Origin of the sequence: Streptomyces silaceus (assembly GCF_001419745.1) — a bacterium.
Classification (GTDB): domain Bacteria; phylum Actinomycetota; class Actinomycetes; order Streptomycetales; family Streptomycetaceae; genus Streptomyces; species Streptomyces silaceus.
Genome location: NZ_LIRJ01000360.1, coordinates 1 through 21,162, shown reverse-complemented (window position 1 = coordinate 21,162; position 21,162 = coordinate 1). Strand labels below are relative to the sequence as shown.

The 21,162-nt window shown below is 71.9% G+C and carries 19 protein-coding genes, 2 tRNA genes and 2 pseudogenes; 17 read left to right on the top strand and 6 right to left on the bottom strand.

Annotation, left to right across the window (positions count from 1 at the left end; translation table 11 throughout):
• Positions 1 to 611, top strand: a 611-nt coding sequence (locus AOK22_RS39200) for a bifunctional DNA primase/polymerase (RefSeq protein WP_063795356.1), incomplete at its 5' end; no start/stop codon positions are given.
• A tRNA-Lys gene (locus tag AOK22_RS29390) sits at positions 602 to 675 on the top strand. The genes AOK22_RS39200 and AOK22_RS29390, both read left to right, overlap by 10 nt.
• Positions 676 to 743: 68 nt before the next feature.
• Here AOK22_RS29390 and AOK22_RS29385 read toward each other — a convergent pair.
• Positions 744 to 2,024, bottom strand: a complete 1,281-nt coding sequence (locus AOK22_RS29385; protein ID WP_055701752.1) for a M6 family metalloprotease domain-containing protein — start codon at positions 2,022 to 2,024, stop codon at positions 744 to 746.
• Positions 2,025 to 2,352: 328 nt separating this feature from the next.
• Here AOK22_RS29385 and AOK22_RS29380 point away from each other — a divergent pair, with 328 nt between their 5' ends.
• Positions 2,353 to 4,218 carry a putative bifunctional diguanylate cyclase/phosphodiesterase gene (locus AOK22_RS29380; protein WP_055701751.1) on the top strand — a complete coding sequence of 622 codons (1,866 nt, stop codon included), beginning with the start codon at positions 2,353 to 2,355 and terminating at the stop codon, positions 4,216 to 4,218.
• 43 nt (positions 4,219 to 4,261) lie between these two features.
• On the opposite strand, the gene AOK22_RS29375 is transcribed toward AOK22_RS29380, so the two are convergent.
• Positions 4,262 to 5,401, bottom strand: coding sequence for an LLM class flavin-dependent oxidoreductase (locus AOK22_RS29375; RefSeq protein ID WP_425264083.1), 1,140 nt, complete (start codon positions 5,399 to 5,401; stop codon positions 4,262 to 4,264).
• Between the two features lie 120 nt (positions 5,402 to 5,521).
• On the opposite strand from AOK22_RS29375, the gene AOK22_RS29370 reads away from it, so the two are divergent.
• A complete protein-coding gene (locus AOK22_RS29370) occupies positions 5,522 to 5,770 on the top strand; it encodes a hypothetical protein (protein ID WP_055701749.1) in 249 nt (82 codons plus the stop codon).
• A gap of 65 nt (positions 5,771 to 5,835) precedes the next feature.
• On the top strand, positions 5,836 to 6,027 hold the full coding sequence (locus tag AOK22_RS29365; RefSeq protein WP_055701756.1) for a hypothetical protein: 192 nt from the start codon (positions 5,836 to 5,838) through the stop codon (positions 6,025 to 6,027).
• A gap of 21 nt (positions 6,028 to 6,048) precedes the next feature.
• On the opposite strand, the gene AOK22_RS29360 is transcribed toward AOK22_RS29365, so the two are convergent.
• Both AOK22_RS29360 and AOK22_RS29355 read right to left on the bottom strand, forming a co-directional pair.
• A complete protein-coding gene (locus AOK22_RS29360) occupies positions 6,049 to 6,786 on the bottom strand; it encodes a maleate cis-trans isomerase family protein (protein WP_055701748.1) in 738 nt (245 codons plus the stop codon).
• On the bottom strand, positions 6,783 to 7,616 hold the full coding sequence (locus AOK22_RS29355; protein WP_055701747.1) for a maleate cis-trans isomerase family protein: 834 nt from the start codon (positions 7,614 to 7,616) through the stop codon (positions 6,783 to 6,785). Before AOK22_RS29355 ends, AOK22_RS29360 begins: the two co-directional genes overlap by 4 nt.
• A gap of 288 nt (positions 7,617 to 7,904) precedes the next feature.
• Between AOK22_RS29355 and AOK22_RS29350 the strand changes: the two genes are divergently transcribed.
• Positions 7,905 to 8,885 carry a D-2-hydroxyacid dehydrogenase gene (locus tag AOK22_RS29350; protein WP_055701746.1) on the top strand — a complete coding sequence of 327 codons (981 nt, stop codon included), beginning with the start codon at positions 7,905 to 7,907 and terminating at the stop codon, positions 8,883 to 8,885.
• A 31-nt stretch (positions 8,886 to 8,916) separates the two neighbouring features.
• The gene (locus tag AOK22_RS29345; RefSeq protein ID WP_055701745.1) at positions 8,917 to 10,320 is read left to right on the top strand and encodes an amidase; all 1,404 of its coding nucleotides are present in this window, start codon (positions 8,917 to 8,919) and stop codon (positions 10,318 to 10,320) included.
• A gap of 49 nt (positions 10,321 to 10,369) precedes the next feature.
• Here the strand turns inward: AOK22_RS29345 and AOK22_RS29340 are convergent, their stop codons facing one another.
• Positions 10,370 to 10,870: a DUF3830 family protein gene (locus AOK22_RS29340; RefSeq protein WP_055701744.1), complete on the bottom strand. Its 501-nt coding sequence runs from the start codon at positions 10,868 to 10,870 to the stop codon at positions 10,370 to 10,372.
• A 97-nt stretch (positions 10,871 to 10,967) separates the two neighbouring features.
• On the opposite strand from AOK22_RS29340, the gene ehuB reads away from it, so the two are divergent.
• From ehuB to AOK22_RS29310, 6 genes are all read left to right on the top strand, one after another.
• Positions 10,968 to 11,900, top strand: coding sequence for an ectoine/hydroxyectoine ABC transporter substrate-binding protein EhuB (gene ehuB / locus AOK22_RS29335; RefSeq protein ID WP_055701743.1), 933 nt, complete (start codon positions 10,968 to 10,970; stop codon positions 11,898 to 11,900).
• Entirely contained in the window at positions 11,897 to 12,631 is a 735-nt protein-coding gene (gene ehuC / locus AOK22_RS29330) for an ectoine/hydroxyectoine ABC transporter permease subunit EhuC (protein ID WP_055701755.1), read from the top strand. The genes ehuB and ehuC overlap by 4 nt, the downstream gene beginning before the upstream one ends.
• Positions 12,628 to 13,275 carry an ectoine/hydroxyectoine ABC transporter permease subunit EhuD gene (gene ehuD / locus AOK22_RS29325; protein WP_055701742.1) on the top strand — a complete coding sequence of 216 codons (648 nt, stop codon included), beginning with the start codon at positions 12,628 to 12,630 and terminating at the stop codon, positions 13,273 to 13,275. Before ehuC ends, ehuD begins: the two co-directional genes overlap by 4 nt.
• Entirely contained in the window at positions 13,265 to 14,080 is an 816-nt protein-coding gene (gene ehuA / locus AOK22_RS29320; protein ID WP_055701741.1) for an ectoine/hydroxyectoine ABC transporter ATP-binding protein EhuA, read from the top strand. The genes ehuD and ehuA overlap by 11 nt, the downstream gene beginning before the upstream one ends.
• Positions 14,081 to 14,301: 221 nt before the next feature.
• On the top strand, positions 14,302 to 15,069 hold the full coding sequence (locus tag AOK22_RS29315; RefSeq protein WP_055701740.1) for an IclR family transcriptional regulator: 768 nt from the start codon (positions 14,302 to 14,304) through the stop codon (positions 15,067 to 15,069).
• A gap of 71 nt (positions 15,070 to 15,140) precedes the next feature.
• Positions 15,141 to 15,214 (top strand) — tRNA-Lys (locus AOK22_RS29310).
• 32 nt (positions 15,215 to 15,246) lie between these two features.
• Here AOK22_RS29310 and AOK22_RS29305 read toward each other — a convergent pair.
• Positions 15,247 to 17,415: pseudogene (locus AOK22_RS29305) on the bottom strand (MMPL family transporter); the annotation flags it as partial.
• Between the two features lie 377 nt (positions 17,416 to 17,792).
• Between AOK22_RS29305 and AOK22_RS29300 the strand changes: the two are divergent.
• From AOK22_RS29300 to AOK22_RS43090, 4 genes and pseudogenes are all read left to right on the top strand, one after another.
• On the top strand, positions 17,793 to 19,199 hold the full coding sequence (locus AOK22_RS29300) for a cation:proton antiporter (RefSeq protein ID WP_055701739.1): 1,407 nt from the start codon (positions 17,793 to 17,795) through the stop codon (positions 19,197 to 19,199).
• 10 nt (positions 19,200 to 19,209) lie between these two features.
• Positions 19,210 to 19,896: a DedA family protein gene (locus AOK22_RS29295; RefSeq protein WP_055701738.1), complete on the top strand. Its 687-nt coding sequence runs from the start codon at positions 19,210 to 19,212 to the stop codon at positions 19,894 to 19,896.
• Positions 19,897 to 19,906: 10 nt separating this feature from the next.
• Complete coding sequence (locus AOK22_RS29290; RefSeq protein WP_244165121.1) at positions 19,907 to 21,061, top strand: histidine kinase; 1,155 nt, start codon at positions 19,907 to 19,909, stop codon at positions 21,059 to 21,061.
• A pseudogene (locus tag AOK22_RS43090) lies at positions 21,052 to 21,162 on the top strand (DNA-binding response regulator); the annotation flags it as partial. The gene AOK22_RS29290 and the pseudogene AOK22_RS43090, both read left to right, overlap by 10 nt.

Genomic DNA, 21,162 nt, shown 5'->3' with positions numbered 1-21,162 from the left:
CCCCGGACCCGGCCCCCGCCGGGCCCGCCCGCGACGCCTGCCACGTCACCGCCGACGGAGCCGCCTGGCTCGCCTCCGCGGAAACGTATCCGCTCAGCGCCCTGACCCTCTGGCGCACCCGGCCCAGCGCCCCCGCCGTCCTGCCCTGCGGCTCCGCCTTCGACGTCGTGAGCGTGCCGGCCGTGTTCGGACGGCGGATGCTCGACCGGCTGTGGGAGGAGGGCCCCGGCTCCGGCCCCGTGGCCGCGCACCGCGGCCGGATGCTGCTCTTCGCCTCCCCCGGCACCGCCCAGCGCCTGCCGTCCCTCCTGGAGTGGGAGGAGTGGGGCCCCGCGGTCCCCTCGGTGCTCTGCCACGGCACGGGCGACGCGGTCACGGTGCCCCCGCCCACCGCGTGCGGTGCCCCGGACGGCGGTACGCCCGTCCACCGGCCCGCCTCGCGCTGGCTGGTCGCCCCGGACACCCGGCACCCCTGGCTGCCGGGCCCCGAGGTGATGCTCTGGGCCTGCGTACGGGCCGCGCGGGCGGCCGCGGGGTCCGCGGTGCGGATATCGATTTTTCCTGGCGGCGATCAGGATGCTAATGTCTACGACGTCAGCAGGCGCCGCTAGCTCAGTTGGTTAGAGCAGCTGACTCTTAATCAGCGGGTCCGGGGTTCGAGTCCCTGGCGGCGCACAGACAGTGAGAAGCCCCTCGCGTGAGCGAGGGGCTTCTTGCGTGCCCGGGAAGGCCGCCCGCGGGGCTCAGCCCGTGGTGACCTTCACCGTCCACGCCCCGGAGGCCGTCCGCCCCTCCACCTCGACGCGGACGTCCTCGCCGGGCACCGTGAAGCTCTCCCCCACCCGCACCGGGGCGTCCGCCAGCTGCGGATACACCGAGTCGCCCCAGCAGGACTCGGAGTCCGGATGGGCGTCGACGACCTCGACGGGCCCGCCGCCCGACGCCGTCTCGCCCCGCACCTGATAGACGAGGACGCCCTCCGTGCACGTCGCGTGGTCGTTGCCGGTGGCGCCGCGCGCCTCCAGGGCGATCGCCGTGTCCCGGCCCGTGCGGACCACGGCGAGCTTCGTGCCGCCGCGGGCCCCGGGCGCCGGGGCCGCCGCCAGCGGCTCCAGCGTCAGCCGCTCCGTGCCCGCGCCCACGCACCGCACCTGCCGCGGCTCCAGCCAGCCCAGCTTCCACTTGTGCCAGCCGAAGAGGTCGGGGGCCAGGCCGAACTGGCTGCCCATGACGTCCCAGTCGCCGACGTAGGTGTCCCAGTCGCCCTTGCCGTCGGTCGGGCGGTGGTAGAGGTCCGGCAGGTCGAAGACGTGGCCCGTCTCGTGGGCCAGGACGTTGCGGTCCGGCGGGTGCCGCTCGAAGACCGTGACGATGCGCCGGATGTCCGTGCCGTCGGCCCGCATCGGGTGGTCGAAGTTCACGACCTTCGTGGCGTCCGAGTCGACGCCCGGGGCGTCCGGGTCGGCGACGAAGTAGACGATGTCGTACCGCGAGAAGTCCACGTGCGGATCGGCGGCGGCCACCGCGTCCCGCAGATAGGCGCTGCGCCGCTTGGCGTTCCAGTCACGCTGTATCGCGTACGACCGGGAGTCCTCCGGCATCTCCACCCACTCGCGCCGGGGGTGCGGGTTCAGAGTGAACCTGCCGTACGAGGCGCGCTCGAAGAAGCGGCTCGTGGCGGGGAAGTAGTCGGCGGTCAGCTCCTCGGGGGTGGTCTGCGGCGGGGAGTCCGGGAAGGAGAGGAAGACCATCACCGCGTCCAGGCTCCTGGCCGGGCGCGGATAGGCGGTGTTCCAGGTGTCGAGGCCCTCCGAGTGGTGCGCGGCGGTGCGGCGCAGGGCGCACGGTCCGGCGGCGGACTCGGCGATCGCGGGGCCCGCGACCAGAGAGGTGGCGGCCAGAGCGGTCAGTGAGGTGAGCAGGGCCGCGGTGGTGCGCAGACGGGAATTCTCCCCTCCACGAGTGAGTCCCCAAGGGGGGAGCTGACGCGGCACGTCGACCTCCGGGTGCGGAATGCGGGACACCCCACCCACCCTGTGATGTTTTGTTGAAGCCTGCCCTGTTTGTCTGGCCCTTCCGAGTGAGGAGCGGGCCGCGGGGCGACACCCCGACCGCTCACGGATCGACACAAGCGGTCGGGTCGCAAAGGAACCCGTCCACTGCCGAGCAGAAACGATCTGCCGTCGGCGGTGGGCCCCACCCGGCCCGGTGGCGCGGCTGGAACGGCCCTCTGGCCAGCCTCTATGATCGGCACACTTTCCTGCGCGGGCCCGGCCTCCGTGCCGCCGCCAGCCACCTGCCCGCCGCCCGACGAGACCTGTTCGAGCACAAACTGCACTGCGGGAGCAAGCGGTGAACGGAACGTCCGAAGGGCCCACACCCACGACAGCCACGGCACCCGACCCGGCCCCGCCGACCGGCGCGCGGAACGGCATCCGGGAGCGGGCCGACCACCGCGGCGCCTTCATGGCGGCCCCGCTCCCCCTGGCCGTCGTCGACGCCGAAGGCCTGGTCGTCGACGCCAACGACGCCCTGGCCGCCCTCTTCGGCACGGACCCCGGGGCACTCACCGGACGCGCCGCCGCGGACCTGGTCGACCTGGCCTCCGACGCCCGCACCTGGCACGCGTACCGCGAGGTGCTCCGCGGCCGGCAGGCCAGGCTGCGGTGCAGCCGCCGCCTCAAGCACCCCGACGGACAGTCCCTGTGGGTGCAGATCACGGTCTCGCCGATGCCCGGGACATCCGGCGGGGACGGCGGAGGCGGCAGTGACGGCAGGGACGGCGGAGGCGGCAGGGACGGCGAACGGACCGTGCTGCTGTCCGCCGCCGACATCACCGCCCGCCGTGAGCTCCAGGCCCGGCTGCGCCATGTGCAGATGCACGACCCGGTGACCCGGCTGCCCAACCGCAATCTGTTCTTCGAGCGCCTGGCCGCCGCGCTGGAGGCGGGCGCCTACGACGACACCAGCACCGGCCGGATCGGGCTCTGCTATCTCGACCTCGACGGGTTCAAGGCGGTCAACGACACCCTCGGCCACCGGATCGGCGACCGGCTGCTCGCCGCCGTCGCCGAGCGGCTGATGCGCTGCGCCGACCAGGCCGGGTACGGCAGGGCGGCGGGGCCGCTGGTCGCGCGCCTGGGCGGCGACGAGTTCGCGCTGCTCGTCGAGGAGTCGACGGGCACGGACCAGCTGGCGGACCTCGCCGAGACGACGCTGAAGGCACTCCAGGAGCCGTTCGACCTCTCCGGTCAGCGGCTCTCCGTCTCGGCCTCCATCGGCGTGGTGGAACGGCGCGCCGCCGGCACCACCACGACCGGGCTCATGCAGGCCGCCGACACCACGCTGTATTGGGCGAAGACCGACGGCAAGGCGCGCTGGACGCTCTTCGACCCCGAGCGCAACGCCCACCGCATGACCCGCCAGGCGCTCTCCAGCTCGCTGCGCCCCGCCGTCGAGCGCGACGAATTCGTCCTGGACTACCAGCCGTTGGTGGGTCTCGACGACGAGGGCGTGCGGGGCGTCGAGGCGCTGGTGCGGTGGCGGCATCCGCAGTTCGGACTTCTGACGCCGAATCGGTTCATCGGACTGGCCGAGGAGGACGGCTCGATCGTGCAGCTGGGCCGGTGGGTGCTGCGGACCGCCTGCCGGCAGGCCCGGCGCTGGCAGCTGGCGCACCCCGAGCGCGAGCCGGTCTTCGTCAGCGTCAATGTGGCGGTGCGTCAGGTGTGGGACTCCGACCTGGTCGCGGACGTCGCGGACATCCTCGCCGAGACCGGACTCCCCGCGGGACTGCTCCAGTTGGAGCTGACCGAGTCCGCCGTCATGGGCTCGGCGGGGCGTCCCCTGCAGGCCCTGCAGGCGCTCAGCGACATGGGGGTGCGGATCGCCATCGACGACTTCGGCACGGGGTACTCGAACCTCGCGTACCTGAGCCGGCTCCCGGTGTCCGCGCTGAAGCTGGACGGGTCGTTCGTGCGGGGGTTCCAGTACGAGGAGGGCGAGGCGCACCTGAACCCCGCCGACGAGGTCATCGTCGAGGCGATGGTGCAGCTCGCGCACCGGCTGGGGCTCACCGTGACCGCGGAGTGCGTGGAGACCGCCTCGCAGGCCGAGCGGTTGCGCCGGATCGGGTGCGACACGGGGCAGGGCTGGCTGTACTCCCGGCCCGTACCGCCGGACCGCATCTCCGTCCTGTTGGGCGGAGCGGCCTCCTAGGCCGCCGCCTCCCCGTCCGGGAGGCGGCCCCTCCGTCGTGTGCTCAGGCCTTCGGCAGGCCGTAGGCGTCCGCGATCAATTCGTAGGAGCGCAGGCGCAGTTCGCCGCTGTGGGCGTTGCCCGTGATCATCAGTTCGTCGGCGCCGGTGCGCTTGGCGAGGTCATCGAGGCCGGTGCGGACCTGGTCGGCGGTGCCGTGGATGACGTTGGAGTTCCAGGTGGCGATGAACTCCCGCTCCATCTCGCTGAACCGGTGCGCCTCCGCCTCCTCGGGGGTGGGGACCAGGCCGGGGCGGCCGGTGCGCAGGCGGACCATGTTCAGGGCGGCGGCCATGACCTGGCGGCGGGCCTCGTTCTCGTCGTCCGTGGCGAGGGCCGAGACGCCGATGAGGGCGTAGGGGGCGGCCAGGACCGCGGAGGGCTTGAACGACTCGCGGTACAGATCGAGCGCCGGGACGGTGTTCTGCGCGGAGAAGTGGTGCGCGAAGGCGAACGGCAGGCCGAGGACACCGGCGAGGCGGGCACTGAAGCCGGAGGAGCCGAGCAGCCAGATCGGCGGGCGGTGGGTGGACTGCACACCGCCGGGCGAGGTCCCCTGGACCGGGCCGGGCACCGCGTGGATGCGCCCGTACGGGTGCCCGTCGGGGAAGTCGTCGTCCAGGAAGCGGGTCAGCTCGACGAGCTGCTGGGGGAAGTCGTCGGCGCCCTCGTTGAGGCGGTCGGTGCGGCGCAGGGCGGCGGCGGTGGCGCCGTCGGTGCCGGGGGCACGGCCGAGGCCGAGGTCGACGCGGCCGGGGGCCATCGCCTCCAGGGTGCCGAACTGCTCGGCGATGACGAGCGGGGCGTGGTTGGGCAGCATCACGCCGCCGGAGCCGAGCCGGATGCGGCCGGTGTGGGCGGCGAGGTGGGCGAGGATCACGGCCGGAGACGAGGAGGCGACGCCGGGCATGGAGTGGTGCTCGGCCACCCAGTAGCGGTGGTAGCCGCGGCTCTCGGCGAGCTTCGCGAGGGAGACGCTGGTGCGCAGGGCGTCGGTGGCGGTGCGTCCCGCCCCGACGGTGACCAGGTCGAGCACGGACAGGGGCACGGGCGCGGTGCCGTGCCGCTCGCCGTGGATGCCGTCGTCGTCGGGGCGTTCCCCGCGGTCGTCGCGGGTGCCGCCGCCGGTCGGGTCCACTGTCACTGGGGGTGCCTCCTGCACTGCGTACGTACGTCACGTGGGTACGCGAGGGCCAACAGGAGGCTCACTCCGTTTTATTCCCCGCCCGGCACCCGGACCGCCCGCGGCGCTACCGTGCCGACCATGGCTGATCCCCTGAAGACCCTCGTCGACGGAGTCGAGGTCGAGGTGCCCAACACCATCCCGGACATCCGCGCCGCCCTGCCGGAGGAACGGCGCGCGGAGTTCGACCGGGCCATCAACGCGGCCGGGGTCGACGAGATCCACGCGGTGATGCGGCACTGGATGCTGGAGGCCGTGCCCGATCCCGACGCGGAGGCCCGGCTCGCGCGCCTGGCCTCCGACGAGGCCGAGAGGCGGGGCACCTCGTGAGCCCTCGCCATCGCAGGGGCCACCGCGTCACCTACGCGCCGCCCGCCGACGACACCCTCGCCAAGATGGGCGACGCCGACGCCTTCCGCGCCGCCCTCGCCCGCACCGTGGGCCGCGACCCCTACGGCCACGGCTCCACCCCCGTACGGGAGGACCCCGACCGCAGGGAGGCCACGGTGAACGGCGCCATCGTCCTCTACTACGTCTCCGGGTCGGTCCAGACGTTAACGGTGGTCCGGCTGATCCTCAGCCCCTGACGGGAGCCCCGGCGCACCGCCTCACTCCTTCGCCTGGACGACCGGCTCCTTGGTGAACAGGGAGCCGAGCGCCGGGGCGTGCACGCGGCGCTCGGTCAGGCGCAGCGCCTCCCAGACCGTGACCTGGTTGGCGGTCAGGACCGGCTTGCCGACGGCGGCCTCCAGGTCGCGCAGGTACGCCGCCGTATGCAGGGCCGTGTCCGGCAGGAGCAGCGCCCGCGCGTCCGGGTGGTCGCCCGCGCGGGCCAGCGCGAGGACCTCCTCGCGGCCCCAGGTGCCGACCTCCGCGGCGGTGATGATGCCGCTGCCGCGGACCGAGACGACCTCGGTGCCCGCCGCCTTCAGGAAGGCCGAGAAGTGCCCGGCCACGTCCTCCGGGTACGTCGCCGCGATCGCGACGCGGTCCGCGCCGACCTCGCGCACGGCGTGGGCGAAGGCGAACGACGTCGAGGAGGCGGGCAGGCCCGCCGCGCGGGCGAGCGCGCGGACCTGGTCGTGGGCGCCCTCCCAGCCGAAGACGAAGCTGCCGCTGGTGCACGCCCACACCACCGCCTCCGCACCGGACAGACGCAGCTCCTCGACGCCCGCGGCGAGCCGTGCGGCCGAGCCCATCTCCAGGAGCGCGTCGACCCGGTGCGCGTCCTCCCCGATGTCCGTGTGGACGACCTGGAGCCGGATGTCGCTGTCGAGCATCTGCTCCATGCGGGGGTAGTCGTCCTCGGCCGAGTGCCCCGGGTACAGGAATCCGAGTGCCGTCACGTCCAGCCTCCTCCTTCTGCGGGTGGCCCCGCGGATGGTCCATCGGGCAGGCCCTGCGGCGGCGCCGGCGGCTTCAGCGGACTCGCGCCCGGCCGCGCCGCCGGATCGATCAGTGCCTGATAGGGCCCTACCGCACGCGTACCCAGTCGACGCAGGGCGGACCACATCGTCACCTGGTTCGCCGAGATCACCGGGATCCGCAGCTCCGCCTCCAGCTGCGGGATGACGTCGTACGTCGGGAGGTTCGTACAGCTGATGAACAGGGCGTCGGCGGAGCCGTGGACCGCGCGGCGCGCCATGTCCGCCACATCCCGGTAGGGGACCTTCCAGATGTGCCGGGTGAGTCCGAGGTAGGCGCGGGCGGTGACGGTGACGCCGGCCTCGGCGAGGTACTCCTCCAGGGACCGGGTCACCGACCAGGTGTAGGGCGTGACCAGGGCGATGCGCCGGGCGCCCAGTTCGTCGAGGGCCTCCAGGAGCGCGCCCGAGGTGGTCACGGAGGAGACGGCGCCCTCGCGCGTCATCGCCTCGCACATCGCGCGCTCGCCGGCGGTGCCGCCGACGAAGCTGCCCGACGTGCAGGCGTACGCGAGGACTTCGGGCTCGGCCGCGGCCAGCGCGCGCACCGCGTCGGCGAGCGTCTCGTGCTCGCTGACCAGACGCGCGAGATCCAGACTGACCTCGACGGGCACATACGGAGTACGGGTCAGATGCAGGGAGACCTCGTCCGGGATCCAGCGCCACAGTTCGCGGTCGAGGGCGAAGTCGAACGGAGCGACGACACCGACACCGCGTTGTGGGTGTGGTCCGCCGAGGAAGGAGACGTCCATGAGCAGGCCCCAAGTTCGTGCGTGCTGTTCAGGGACCGGCCGGTGGCCGGGGAGGTGCGATGCCGGCGACGTGCCGGGACGTCGGGACGGGGATGCCTGCGCGGGCGTGCCGCACAGAGGGTGCGAGCGGTTGCACGGAGAGTACGCGATTGTCGGGATGCCGGTACGGCAGTGCCTCTGTTGACGAAGGTAGGTTCGGGTGCCAGCGTGGTCAATCCGCACATCTCAGACGGCCGATCCACACCTCCTCAGGGAAGCGGAATCTCATTGCGAAACGGTTTCCCCGCGATGTCCGACACGACGTCCGGCACGATGTCCGAAACGACCGTCCTGGTCCTTGACGCCGCGCCTCCCGCGCCGGCGCCCCGCCTCGGCCGGCTGACCGGGCGGGCCCGCGTCCTGCACGCGGACGCGTCCACCCTGGCGGAGCAACTGCCGCTCGCGGACGCGCTGTTGGTGTGGGACTTCAGCTCGGACGCGGTGCGCCGCGCCTGGCCGGGCGAGGGACGCAGGCCCCGCTGGGTGCACACGGCGAGCGCGGGCGTGGACCACCTGATGTGCCCCGAGCTGGCGGCCTCCGACACGCTGGTCACCAATGCGCGGGGCGTCTTCGACGAGCCCATCGCGGAGTACGTGGCGGCGCTGGTGCTCGCCCAGGCCAAGGACCTGCCGCGCACCCTGGACCTGCAGCGCGAACGCACCTGGCGGCACCGCGATACACGGCGGATCGCCGGCACGCGCGCGTGCGTGGTGGGCTCGGGGCCGATCGGCCGTGCCATCGCCCGTACGCTGCGCAAACTCGGCATCACCACGGCCCTGGTGGGCCGCACCGCGCGGGCCGGGGTGCACGCCTCGGAGGACCTGGACCGGCTGCTGTCGCGCGCCGACTGGGTGGTGTGCGCGGCGCCGCTCACGGACGAGACGCGCGGCATGTTCGACGCCCGGCGCTTCGGCGTCATGCAGCCCTCGGCGTACTTCGTCAACATCGGGCGCGGGCCCCTGGTCGTCGAGGACGACCTGGCCACGGCGGTGTCCAACCGGTGGATCGCGGGCGCGGCCCTGGACGTCTTCGAGGACGAGCCGCTGCCCGCGGAGAGCCCGCTGTGGACGGTCCCGGGGCTGATCGTCTCGCCGCACATGAGCGGTGACACGGTCGGCTGGCGGGACGAACTGGGCGCGCAGTTCGTGGAGTTGTTCGAGGCGTGGGCGGCGGGCCGGCCGCTGACGAACGTGGTCGACAAGAAACGTGGGTATGTCCCTGGGCATTGATCACCCCCCGACTGCCTCCTGAGGAGCGTGCATGACCGAGCTCACGGATCTCACCGCCGTACAACTCGTCGACGGCTACCGCAAGGGCGAATTCAGTCCGGTCGACGTGGTCCGTGCCGCGCTGGCGCGGGCCGAGCGGACCCAGGGCGCGGTGAACGCTTTCGTACGGATGGAGACCGGGACCGCCCTCGATGAGGCCCAGGCCAGTGCGGAGCGGTGGCGGCGGGGCGAGCCGCGGGGTCTGGTGGACGGTGTGCCGGTGTCCGTGAAGGACCTGCTCCTGCTGCGCGGCGGGCCCACCCTACGGGGCTCGAAGACCGTGCGCGAGGAGGGCAGTTGGGAGGAGGACGCGCCGTCGGTGGCCCGGCTGCGGGAGCACGGCGCGGTGTTCATCGGCCGCACCACGACCCCGGAGTTCGGCTGGAAGGGCGTCACGGACGGCCCGCGGAGCGGCATCACCCGCAATCCGTACGACCCCTCGCGCACCTCGGGCGGCTCCAGCGGCGGCAGCGCGGTCGCCGTGGCCGTCGGCGCGGGCCCCCTCTCGCTCGGCACGGACGGCGGCGGTTCGGTGCGGATCCCCGCCGCGTTCTGCGGGATCTTCGCGCTGAAGCCGACGTACGGGCGGGTGCCGCTGTATCCCGCGAGCCCCTTCGGCACGCTCTCGCACGTCGGCCCGATGACGCGCGACGCGGCCGACGCGGCGCTGATGATGGAGGTGATCACGGGCCCCGACCCGCGCGACTGGTCGCAGCTGGGGGCCGTGGCGGGCAGCTTCCGGGCAAGCCTGGACGGCGGGGTGCGCGGGCTGCGGGTCGCCTACTCCCCTTCGCTGGGCGGGCAGGTCGCGGTGCGGCCCGCCGTCGCGGCGGCGGTGCGGCGCGCGGTGGAGTCGCTTGCGGCGCAGGGCGCGTACGTCGAGGAGGCGGACCCCGACTTCTCCGACCCGGTGGACGCCTTCCACACCCTGTGGTTCAGCGGGGCCGCGCGCGTGGTGCAGCACTTCTCGCCCGCGCAGCGGGAACTGCTCGACCCGGGGCTGCGGGAGGTCTGCGGGCAGGGCGCGCGGTACAGCGCGCTGGACTACCTCGCGGCCGTCGACGCCCGCATGGACCTCGGCCGCCGCATGGGCGCCTTCCACACGACGTACGACCTGCTGGTCACGCCCACGCTGCCGGTCACCGCGTTCGAGGCGGGCGTGGAGGTGCCCAAGGGCTCGGGGCACCGGCGGTGGACGGGCTGGACCCCCTTCACGTACCCCTTCAACCTGACCCAGCAGCCGGCCGCGACGGTCCCCTGCGGGCTCGACGACGACGGGCTGCCGATCGGGGTGCAGATCGTGGGGGCGCGGCATACCGACACGGTGGTGCTCCGGGCGGCGCACGCGTTGTACGAGGCCGGGGCCGCGGGCGTCGCGCCGCCTCCCGTGGCGTAGGCACCCGGGAGCGTCGCCCCGGGCCCCGGTCCTCGATCGCCGGACGGCCCTACTTCCGCCGGAAGTTCAGCGTCTCGCCCTGCGCGCCCGCGCGCCACAGGTCGTTGCAGGCCTCGGCCATCCGGTCGAGGCCGTCGACGATCTGGCCCCAGACGATGCCGGGGACCCAGCCCACGTCGCCGTTGAGGAGCAGGTTGTTGCGCTCGTAGAACAGGGCGAGGTCGACCACGGTGGTGCCCGCCTTCACGTCGGCCGCCGGCTCGTAGCCGTAGGCCTGAGTCCCCAATTCCGTTCCGGAGAACGAGAAATAACAGAGATCTCCGGGAATAGGGGTGACTGTCGGATTTTCCAGGGGCGGCTCGCGGTCCGCGAAAGCCGGGAAGAGGGCGTAGATCTCATTGCGCGCATACTTCGCGTGATAGACGTCCGAGCCGAGCGGCAGTGCCTCCCACACCGCCGCGCAGGTCACCGGAGCCCGGTCGTCGAGCAGCTTTGCCGTGCACTGAACTCCCCGCTTGGCGAGGGAGACTTCGATGAATCGCTCTGCCATGTTTCCCATGCTCCTCCCTGGGTCAAGAGCACAACGATTGCATCAGGGGCCAGAATTCACCGGCATATCTCGTGTCGAGTCGGGTAGCCGCGCGCCCATGGCTCCACCACTTGGGAACGACGAGGGATTCATAGGCAGAGCGGTCCGCCGCCGCGCCCTGCTCACCGGAGCGGGCGGGGCGGCGATGGCCGCGTTCGGGCTCTCGGCATGCAGCCGGGTGCCCGAGGAAGGGAAGGTCGAGGGGGGCGATCTACTGGACCGGCTGCGGGAGAACGGCACGGTCCGTATCGGTGTCGCGGGCGAGGTCCCGTTCGGATACATCGACGAGAACGGCGAGGTCACCGGCGAGGCGCCGGCCATCGCCAAGGTCGTCTTCCCTCGCCTCGGCGTGCCCAAGGTCAAGGCGGTGCCGACCAAGTTCGGCGCCCTGATCCCCGGGCTCACGCAGGCCCGGCAGTTCGACGTGGTGTCGGCGGGCATGTACATCAACCCGGTCCGCTGCGAGCAGGTGCTCTTCTCGGACCCCGACTATCTGATGCTCGACTCCTTCATCGTCAAGAAGGGGAACCCGCACGGCATCAGGACCTACGAGGACATCGCCAAGAAGGGTCTGAAGCTGGCGAGCGGCACCGCGTACGCGGAGATCGACTACGCCAAGGCCGCGGGCGTGAAGTCCGTCCTCGTGCTGCCCGACCAGGTGGCGGGCATGGACGCCGTGACCCAGGGCCGGGTGGACGCCTTCGCCGGCACCAACGTCACCGTACGCACGGTGATCAAGAACAACCCCCGGGTCGAGGCGACGAAGCCCTTCCAGCCCGTCGTCGACGGCAAGCCCGCCTACGGCGCGGGCGGCTTCGCCTTCCGCAACTCGGAGAAGACCCTGCGGGACGCCTTCAACAAGGAGCTGCACAAGCTCAAGGAGAGCGGCGAGCTGCTGCGGATCGTCAAGCCGTTCGGCTTCACCGAGGCCGAGATGACGGACCTGACCGTCGAGAAGCTGTGTCCCCCGGCGAAGGGCTCCTCCTCATGATGTCGTCGGAGTTCTTCCAGAACTGGTTCCTGCCCGGAATCTGGATCACTATCCAGGTCACCTTCCTCTCGGCGGCCCTCGCCTTCGTGATCGCCTTCCCGATCGGCGTGCTGCGCACGTCCCGCGTCTGGATCGTGCGTTTCCTCGCGGGCGCCTACTTCGAGATCTTCCGCAGCACGTCGTCGCTGGTCTTCATGTTCTGGATCGCGTTCACGGTGCCGCCGGTGTTCCACATCAGCTTCCAGCCGATGGCCGCGGGCATCCTCGCGCTCGGCATCACCTACGGCGCGTACGCCTCCGAGATCGTGCGCGGCGCGCTCGCCGCGGTGCCGCCCGCGCAGCGCGAGGCGGGCATCGCGCTCAACTTCACCCCGCTGCAGCGGCTGCGCCGCATCGAACTGCCGCAGGCCTGGCCGGAGATGATCCCGCCGTTCAACAACCTGCTGATCGAGCTGCTCAAGGGCACCTCGCTGGTCTCCCTCATCGCGGTGGCCGACATGACCTTCGCGGGTGACCTGCTCAGGCTCGTGAAGAACGAGAGCGCGCCGATCTACACGCTGCTGCTCGTGCTGTACTTCGTCCTCGCGTTCCTCCTCACCCGCGGCATGCGCCTCCTGGAGCGCCACGCCAAGAAGCGGGTCGGGCAGGCGCCCGCGAAGACCGGCCTGTTCGGCGGGGTGCGCTCGTCGTCGTCGATCGATGCCGTCACCGGCACGGGGGGTGCCAAGTGAACTGGGACTGGTCGAACGTCGACGACTTCATGCCGCTCTTCTGGGACGGCGTGTGGCTCACCCTCAAGGCGCTGTTCTTCGGCACCCTGATCGCCTTCTCCCTCGGCCTGGTCTGGGCCGTCGCGCAGCGGTCGGAGAAGAAGTGGATCCGCTGGCCGGTCACGGCGGTCACCGAGTTCATCCGCAACACCCCGCTCCTGGTGCAGCTGTTCTTCCTGTTCTACGTGGTGCCGGAGTGGGGTCCCTCGATGTCGCCCCTCACCACGGGCATCGTCGGGCTCGGGCTGCACTACTCGACGTACACCTCGGAGGTCTACCGGGCCGGGATCGAGGGCGTACCGGCCGGCCAGTGGGAGGCGGCGACCGCGCTCAGCCTCTCCAAGCGCCGCACCTGGACGGCCGTGATCCTGCCGCAGGCGGTGCGCAGGGTGATCCCCGCGCTCGGCAACTACGTGATCGTCATGCTGAAGGAGTCGCCGCAGATGGCGGCCATCGGCGCGCTGGACATGCTGGGCCAGGCCCAGGGATTCAGCCAGACGACCTTCACCTACGAGGCGATCAGCGTGGTCGGTGTCGCCTTCATCGTCATCGCCTACCCGGCCTCTCTTCTTCTGCGAGTTTTGGAGCGTCGCCTTGTCCGCTGACAGCAGCACTTCCCAGGAAATCCCCAACCCGGCCGTCGACGGCAGCGAGCTGATCCGCTTCGACAAGGTCGTCAAGCGCTACGGCTCGAACGTCGTCCTCGACGAGCTGGACTTCTCGGTCGCCTCCGGCAAGCACGTGACGCTGATCGGCCCCTCCGGCTCCGGCAAGACGACGATCCTGCGGCTCCTGATGACGCTGGTGAAGCCCGAGCAGGGCACCATCAAGGTGGGCGGCACCTACCTCACCCACGAGGAGAGGAACGGCAAGCTCGTCCCGGCGGGCGAGAAGCACGTGCGCGAGGTCCGCAAGAACATCGGGATGGTCTTCCAGCAGTTCAACCTCTTCCCGAACATGAAGGTCCTGCGCAACGTCATGGAGGCGCCGGTCAGCGTCCTCGGCCTGCCCAAGGACGAGGCCGAGCAGCGCGCCCGCGAGCTGCTCGACCTGGTCGGGCTCGGCGACCGCTGCGACGCGTACCCGACGCAGCTCTCCGGCGGCCAGCAGCAGCGGGTCGCCATCGCGCGGGCCCTGGCGATGCGCCCGCAGGTCCTGCTGCTCGACGAGGTGACCTCCGCGCTCGACCCGGAGCTGGTGGCCGGCGTCCTGGACGTGCTGCGCGACATCGCGCACACCACGGACATCACGATGCTCTGCGTGACCCACGAGATGAACTTCGCCCGGGACATCTCGGACCAGGTGCTGATGTTCGACTCGGGCCGGGTGATCGAGTCCGGTACGCCCGAGAAGATCTTCACGGAGCCGGAGCACGAGCGGACCCGCGAATTCCTCAGCGCGGTGCTCTGACCGGGGACCGCACCGCCCGGGGCCGCGGACCGGATCCGCGGCCCGGGGCGCGGCCGGGGCACGACGCGTGGACGACCGGGGCATATGCCACAGCGGCGCGTTCCTGTCGGCGGGGCCGGAACGCGCCGACAATCTCCTCAACAGCCGCTCCGAACGCGCTACTTGCCGGTTATCGTGGAACGAGCCCAACTGTCCGGAACGGTTCCACGCAGGGGGAAGTCGTGGTGTTGAAGCACGAGGCGACCGCGCCGCACCACTCCGTCCAGAGCGCCCTGCGGGTCCTCGAGATCGTCGCCCGGCACGGCACCGGAGTGACCGCCGCCGAGCTCGCCCGCGAGAGCGGCGTCCCTGTCGTCCGGCTCTCCCCGCTCCTGCGCATGCTGCGCCGCGAGGGCTACGTCGAGCAGCTCACCGACGGAGCGACCGGCGCCTACGTCACCGGGGAGTCGCTCAGCCGCCTCGGCTCGGCCCACCACCACGACGAGGCCCTGCGCGAGAAGCTCCAGCAGACCCTCGACGGCCTGCGCGACTCCATCGGCGCCGCCGTCTACATCAGCCGCTATCTGGACGGCGAGGTCCGCGTCACCGAGTTCGCCGCGGGCCCCCGCACCCCCGCGGTCAACGAGTGGGTGGACTTCCGCTCCTCCGCCCACGCCAGCGCGGTCGGCAAGAGCCTGCTCACCCAGCTCGACGTGAACGGCCGCAGGGACCATCTCTCGCGCCACAAGATGGCCCGTCTCACCTCGCGGACGATCACGAACGAGCGGGTGCTGCTCAACCGCCTCGCCGCCCAGCCGGCCACGGTCCCCGTGCTCGACCTCCAGGAGTACGCGGTCGGCACGGTCTGCGCGGCCGTCCCGATCACCGCGGGCGCCGCCGTGGGCTGTCTCGCCCTGTCCCTGCCGGTCGAGCACGCGCACCGGCTGCGCGAGGCCGCGGACACGCTGAACCGCGGGGCGGCGCCGGTGCTGCTCTCCCTGGCGATCTAGGCGCGGGGCGGCGCGGGCGGCCGGTGGTCACGGGCACCCTCTCGGACCAGGTACTATTTTCTCGTCAGCAAGCGCCGCTAGCTCAGTTGGTTAGAGCAGCTGACTCTTAATCAGCGGGTCCGGGGTTCGAGTCCCTGGCGGCGCACCGACAGCGAAGGCCCTCCGTTCACGCGGGGGGCCTTCGTCGTGCGGCCACCAGCTCGCGTCGCCCAGCAGGATCATGGCCGACGGAAGAATCATGGTCCGGATGACGAACGCGTCGAGGAGGACCGCCACCGCGAGGCTGAAGCCGATCTGCTTCATCTCGGCCAGGTGCAGGAACATGAAGCTCGCGAAGACCGTCACCATCACGACCGCCGCGCTGGTGACCACCTTGGCGGACCTGCTGATCCCCTCGATCACCGCCTGCCGGGTCGGCACCCCGCTCAGCGCGGCCTCCTTGATCCGGCTGACGACGAAGACCTGGTAGTCCATCGACAGGCCGAAGAGGATCACGAAGAGGAAGAGCGGGACGCGCGAGCCGATGCCGCTGGTGGCGCTCTCCTCGAAGCCGAACAGGGTCGAGCCGAGGCCCCACTGGAAGAAGACGACCACCAGACCGAACGAGGCGGCGACGGACAGCAGGTTGAGCAGCACGCCGAGCAGGGAGATGGCCACGGAGCGGAAGACCAGGGCCGTCATGACGAAGGTCAGCAGCAGCAGGGAGCCGATGACCACGGGCAGCTTGTCGTTCTGGTGGGCGAGGTAGTCGACGTCCTGGGCGACGGGGCCGCTGACGCCGTACGCCAGACCCCGTACCGTGCCGAGCGTCGCCGGGATCATGTCGTCCCGCAGGTGCCTGAGCGAGTCCTGCGCCTGTGACGAGTTCAGCTCGTGGGGCACGGACAGCGTCATCATGGCGATGGTGCCGTCCTCGGCGGTCTCCAGCTCGGGCCGCTTCCTGGAGAACAGCGCGTCGTCCGTGGCCCGCTCGGCCAGGGCGTCCAGCGCCGCGCGCATCCGCTGCTTGTTCCCTGCGTCGCCGCGTACGGCCACCCAGTGCTCGGCCAGCAGGTCGGGAAAGGCTTCGTTGAGCCGGTCGTAGGCCTTCATCTCCGGGATGGAACGGGAGTGGGTGGCCGTGCTCAGGACGCGCAGCTCCATGCCGAGGACGGGGGCCGCGAGACCGAGCATGAGGAGCACCGACACCACGAGGGTGCCGACGGGGTGGTTCCTGGCGGGCTTGAGGAGCGCGGTCCACACCCGGCCGGTCTCCTCCGGCCTGCGGCGCTTGACCCGCTTGCCGCGCTCGGCGGCACGGGCGGCCCTGCGGTCGGCGCGCCGGCCGATCTTCACCAGCAGGGCGGGCAGCACGGTGATCGAGCTGAGCACGGCGACCGCGACGACCACGATCGTGCCGATGGCGAGCGAGGAGAAGATGACGTCGGTGGCGAGGAAGAGCGTGGCGGTGGAGAGGATCACCGCGAGGCCGGAGACCACGATCGCGCGGCCCGAGGTCGCGGCGGCGATGCCCACGAGGGCCTCGGCGCCGAGGCGGCCGCCCGCGCGGGAGCGTTCCTCGCGCTCGCGCTTGAGATAGAAGAGCGTGTAGTCGACGCCGACCGCCATGCCGATCAGCAGGATGACGTTGTTGCCGACGCCCGCGTCGGGGATCAGGTGCGAGATCAGCTGGGACAGCCCGATGGAGGCGCCGATCGAGGAGACCGCGAGGAGCAGCGGTACGCCGACCATGACCACGGAGCCGAACACGAGCGCCAGGGTGATCAGCGTGATCGGGAAGGTGATGGTCTCGGTGGTCGCGAGGTCCTCGCCGCGCTGGTCGTCCAGGCCCACCTCGACGGAGGCGTCGCCGGTCTCCTCGACGCGCAGTCCGGGGTTCTTCTCCTGGACCTCCGCGGTCGTCTCCAGGAGCGGGCCGATGTGCTTCTGGGCCTCCAGTCGCGGACCCTTCAGCGTCACCTCGACCATCAGCATGCGGCCGTTCTCCGAGCGCACCGGTTCGGCGACGTGGCGGACGGGGTCGAGCTTCCTCATCCGGTCGACGACGTCCCGCGCGGCGCCCTCGGCCCCGGCGCCGAGCGGGGCGTCGGACCGGTTGGTGATCATGATGCGCTCGGCCGACTTGTGCTGGAGGCCGCCGTCGGTGGCGATGGCCTCGGCGCGTCCCGCCTCGCCGACCCAGTAGTCCCTGTCGCCCGCGTCGTTCGTGCCGGCCAGGCCCCCCAGGGCGAGACACAGGGCGACGAAGGCGAACCATCCGGCGATGGCCCGCCCTGGGTGCAGCGCACTCCAACTCGCCACCCTCACGGTAAGCGGCTCTCTCTTCACTGAACCCGGCCCCCTCATCGCAGTCATCTTCAACCTACGGGTGTAAGTGCAGAGTTACACGTGAAGGAATGGAGCGTCAACCAGGATCGGCGGCCGCCGACGCGCTTCGCCCCACCCCCGGAGACGGCCCAACTCCCTGACGACGGTTCAAGATTCACGTACGATCACGGCCTGCCGCCCCACTCACACCTCTCGCATCTCTCGTACCTCTGCTCCCTGCTCGGCACGGGCGGCACAGAGCTCCAGGCGTCCAAGGCCCTCTCGCCGCACGCCACTTCGGCGTCGAGCGGGGGTTCACAGCAACGCGCACGAGAACCCGGCGGCCGGCCGCAGCGCTGTCGGCCGCTCACCAGTACTTCTCCCAACACCACTGCCACGGGGCGGCGGTTCGAGAAATGGACATACTGGAAGAGCACGTTCTGGATCTCGGGCTCCTCGCCCACTCCGCGGTGGCGCTCGGCGTCATCCTGGTGCTCGCCCTGGCGGGCCGGATCGTCGCGAGGACGCTGCGCCAGCCCGAGGTCATCGGGGAGATCGTGTTCGGGCTGCTCTCCGGCCCGGTGGTCATCGCCCTGCTCGGGCGGGACACGTTCGAGACGGTCCTGCCGGACCCGGTGTTCGATCTGATCAAACTCGCCTCGCAGGCCGGCCTCGTGCTGTTCCTGGTCGGCCTGGCCCACAGACTGGGCACCGACCACGGCAGACCGCCGCGGCGCGGCATGGCCTGGGTGGCGGCCGGATCCCTGGTGCCGCCGCTGGTGACCGGACTGCTCCTGGCCGGTCTGGTGCTGCTCACCGACGACGACGCGGCGCGCGGCGGCGCCCCGCTGCCCGCCTTCCTCCTGATGGTCGCGGTGGCGATGTCCATCACGGCCGTCCCCGTGATGGCGCGCATCCTGGCCGACCGCGGGATGTCCCGGCCGACGGCGGGCCGGATGGCGCTGGGCTCGGCGATCTTCATCGACGCGGTGGGCCGGTTGCTGCTGACGCTCGCCATCAGCCTCGGCAAGGGCAGCCTCGCGGACTCCCTGCACTCCGTGCGGGCGCTCGCGTTCGGCGCGGTGTGCGCGCCGGCCGTCCGGTACGGGCTGCGCACCCGCGCCGCCCAGGACGCCTGCCGGAGGATGACCGCGATCCTCGGTGCCGCCCTGGTCGGACTCGCGATCCCGCAGGACGAGGGCGCGCCGTGGGAGCGGGCGGTGGCCTCCGTCACCCGGGCGGGCTCCGCCCTGGCCCCCGCGTTCTTCGTGGTCACCGGCGTCACCGTGCTCACGGGGTCGTTCGCCGACACCTCCTGGCCGCTGATCGCCTCGGCCGTCGTCCTCGGCTGCCTGGGCAAGGGTCTCGGCGCCTATCTGGGAGCACGCCGGGGCGGCCGGCCCCGGGAGACGGCGCGGACGATCGCCGTCCTCATGAACACCCGGGGACTGACCGAACTCATCGTGCTCCAGGCCGGGTTCAGCTCCGGCATCCTCACCGGGCCCATGGTCCTCGCGCTGATCGTGATGGCACTGGTCACCACGGCCATGACCGGACCGCTCCTGACGCTTCTCGACCGCGGGAGGAACCGCCGCGCCGCCGGAACGCCGACCGGTCCGGGATCACCGGGGGATCACCGGCCGCTCCCGGATCACCAGCCGGTCCCGGAACGCCCACCGCTTCCGGTCCCCCCGCCGCCTCCGGGCCGCCCGTCGAGGCGACGGAGAGCGGGGTCCGGTAGGCGAACGCGCCCCTGGGGGTGCGGAAAACCGCACCCCCAGGCGACGGCAACCCCCATACCGTCATTGACCTGCGCTTTCTAGCGTTGCTCGCATGGACCTCATGACTCTCGCCCTCCCGCAGGAGCCCGCCGGTGGCATCGCGGGGTGGGCGGCCGATCTGGTGGACACGCTCGGCGGGCCCGGCGCGGGGCTCGCCATCGCCCTGGAGAACCTCTTCCCGCCGCTGCCCAGCGAGGTGATCCTGCCGCTCACCGGCTTCGCGGCGGGGCAGGGCGTCATCAGCCTGGCCTCCGCGCTGTTCTGGACGACGCTCGGCTCGGTGGTCGGCGCGGCGGCCCTCTACTGGATCGGCGTGCTGTTCGGGCGCGAGCGCATGCACGCCCTGTGGGCGAAGCTGCCGCTGGTCAAGACGTCCGACCTGGAGCGCACCGAGGCCTGGTTCGCCAAGCACGGCACCAAGGCCGTCTTCCTGGGCCGGATGGTGCCCATCTTCCGCAGCCTGATCTCCGTGCCGGCCGGCGTGGAGCGCATGCGGCTGCCGGTCTTCCTCGCCCTGACCTCGCTGGGCAGCCTGATCTGGAACTCGGTCCTGGTCCTGGCCGGGTACTGGCTGGGCGACCAGTGGGACGCCGTCGAGACGTACGTGGGCCTGCTCTCCAAGGTCGTCCTCGTCAGCGTCCTCGCGGCCGCCGCCGTCTGGGTGGTGGTCCGCGTGCGCTCGCGCAACCGGCCCCGGGCCGGTGCCGGGGCCGGGCCCCGTCACCGTCGCGGCGACTAGGAGTCGACTAGTGTCGGACGACGTGAAGGAGCCCGTGGCCGCCCCGTTCGTACTGAGGGTCGCCGGTGTGCTCATCGGCTGCCTCACCGCCCTGCTCGGGCTCGTCTACTTCGTCGTCGCCGGCGCGGCACTCGGCGCCTTCCTGCTCTGGCCGCGCACCCGCGCCCGCGCCCACGCGCTGCTCGTCGCGGGCGCGCGGAAGGTCACCGTCCTGGAGCGGTGGCGCCGTTCCGTCTTCTTCCACGACACGTTCCCCGACCACCGCGCCACCGACCAGCAGATCCTGCGCTACCTCGCGGCCCGCACGTACTCCGGACTGCTGTGCGGCATCGTCGTCGCCCTGGTCGACTTCGGTGCCGTCCTCGCCGGGATCTTCGCCGTCTCGCTGATCGACACGTCCATGACCTGGGTCGACGTGCTCAGCCAGGTCGTACTCGGCGGCACCCTGCTCTTCCTCGCCGTGCAGGGTCTGCGCGCGCTGACCGACCAGGACGCCCGCCTCGCCCGCGAGTGCTTCGGCCCCTCCGAGCGGGAGCTGCTCCAGCGCCGCATCGACGAACTCGCCACCAGCCGCGCCGCGGTCGTCCAAGCCGTCGACGTGGAGCGGCGCCGCGTCGAGCGCGATCTGCACGACGGCGTCCAGCAGCGGCTCGTCGCCCTCGCCATGCTGCTCGGCCGGGCCCGCCGCGGCCGCACCCCCGAGCGCGCCGACGCCCTGCTCGAACAGGCCCACAAGGAAGCCCAGGAAGTCCTCACCGAACTGCGCGAGGTGGCCTGGCGGGTCTACCCCACCGCGCTCGACAGCCTCGGCCTGCGCGAGGCGCTCGGCGGGGTGTCGGAGCGGTGCGCGCTGCCGGTGCGCATGGAGTACGACGTCGCGGAACCGCTGCCCTCCCCCGTCGAGACGGCCGCCTACTTCGTCGTCTCGGAGGCCGTCACCAACGCCGCCAAGCACTCCGCCGCCGAGGAGGTCTTCGTGCGCGTGGCGCGGCGGGGCGCGACGCTGACCGTCCTCGTCCGCGACACCGGTGTCGGGGGCGCCGACCCGGCGGGCAGCGGGCTGACCGGCCTGCGCAGCCGGGTCGCCGCGCTCGACGGCACACTGCAGGTCGACAGCCCCCTCGGGGGACCCACCACCATCACCGCGGAGCTGCCGTGCGCGTAATCCTGGCCGAGGACTCGACCCTGCTGAGGGAGGGCCTGGTCCGGCTGCTCGCCGAGGAGGGCCACGAGGTGCTCGCCGCCGTCGGCGACGCCGACGCGCTG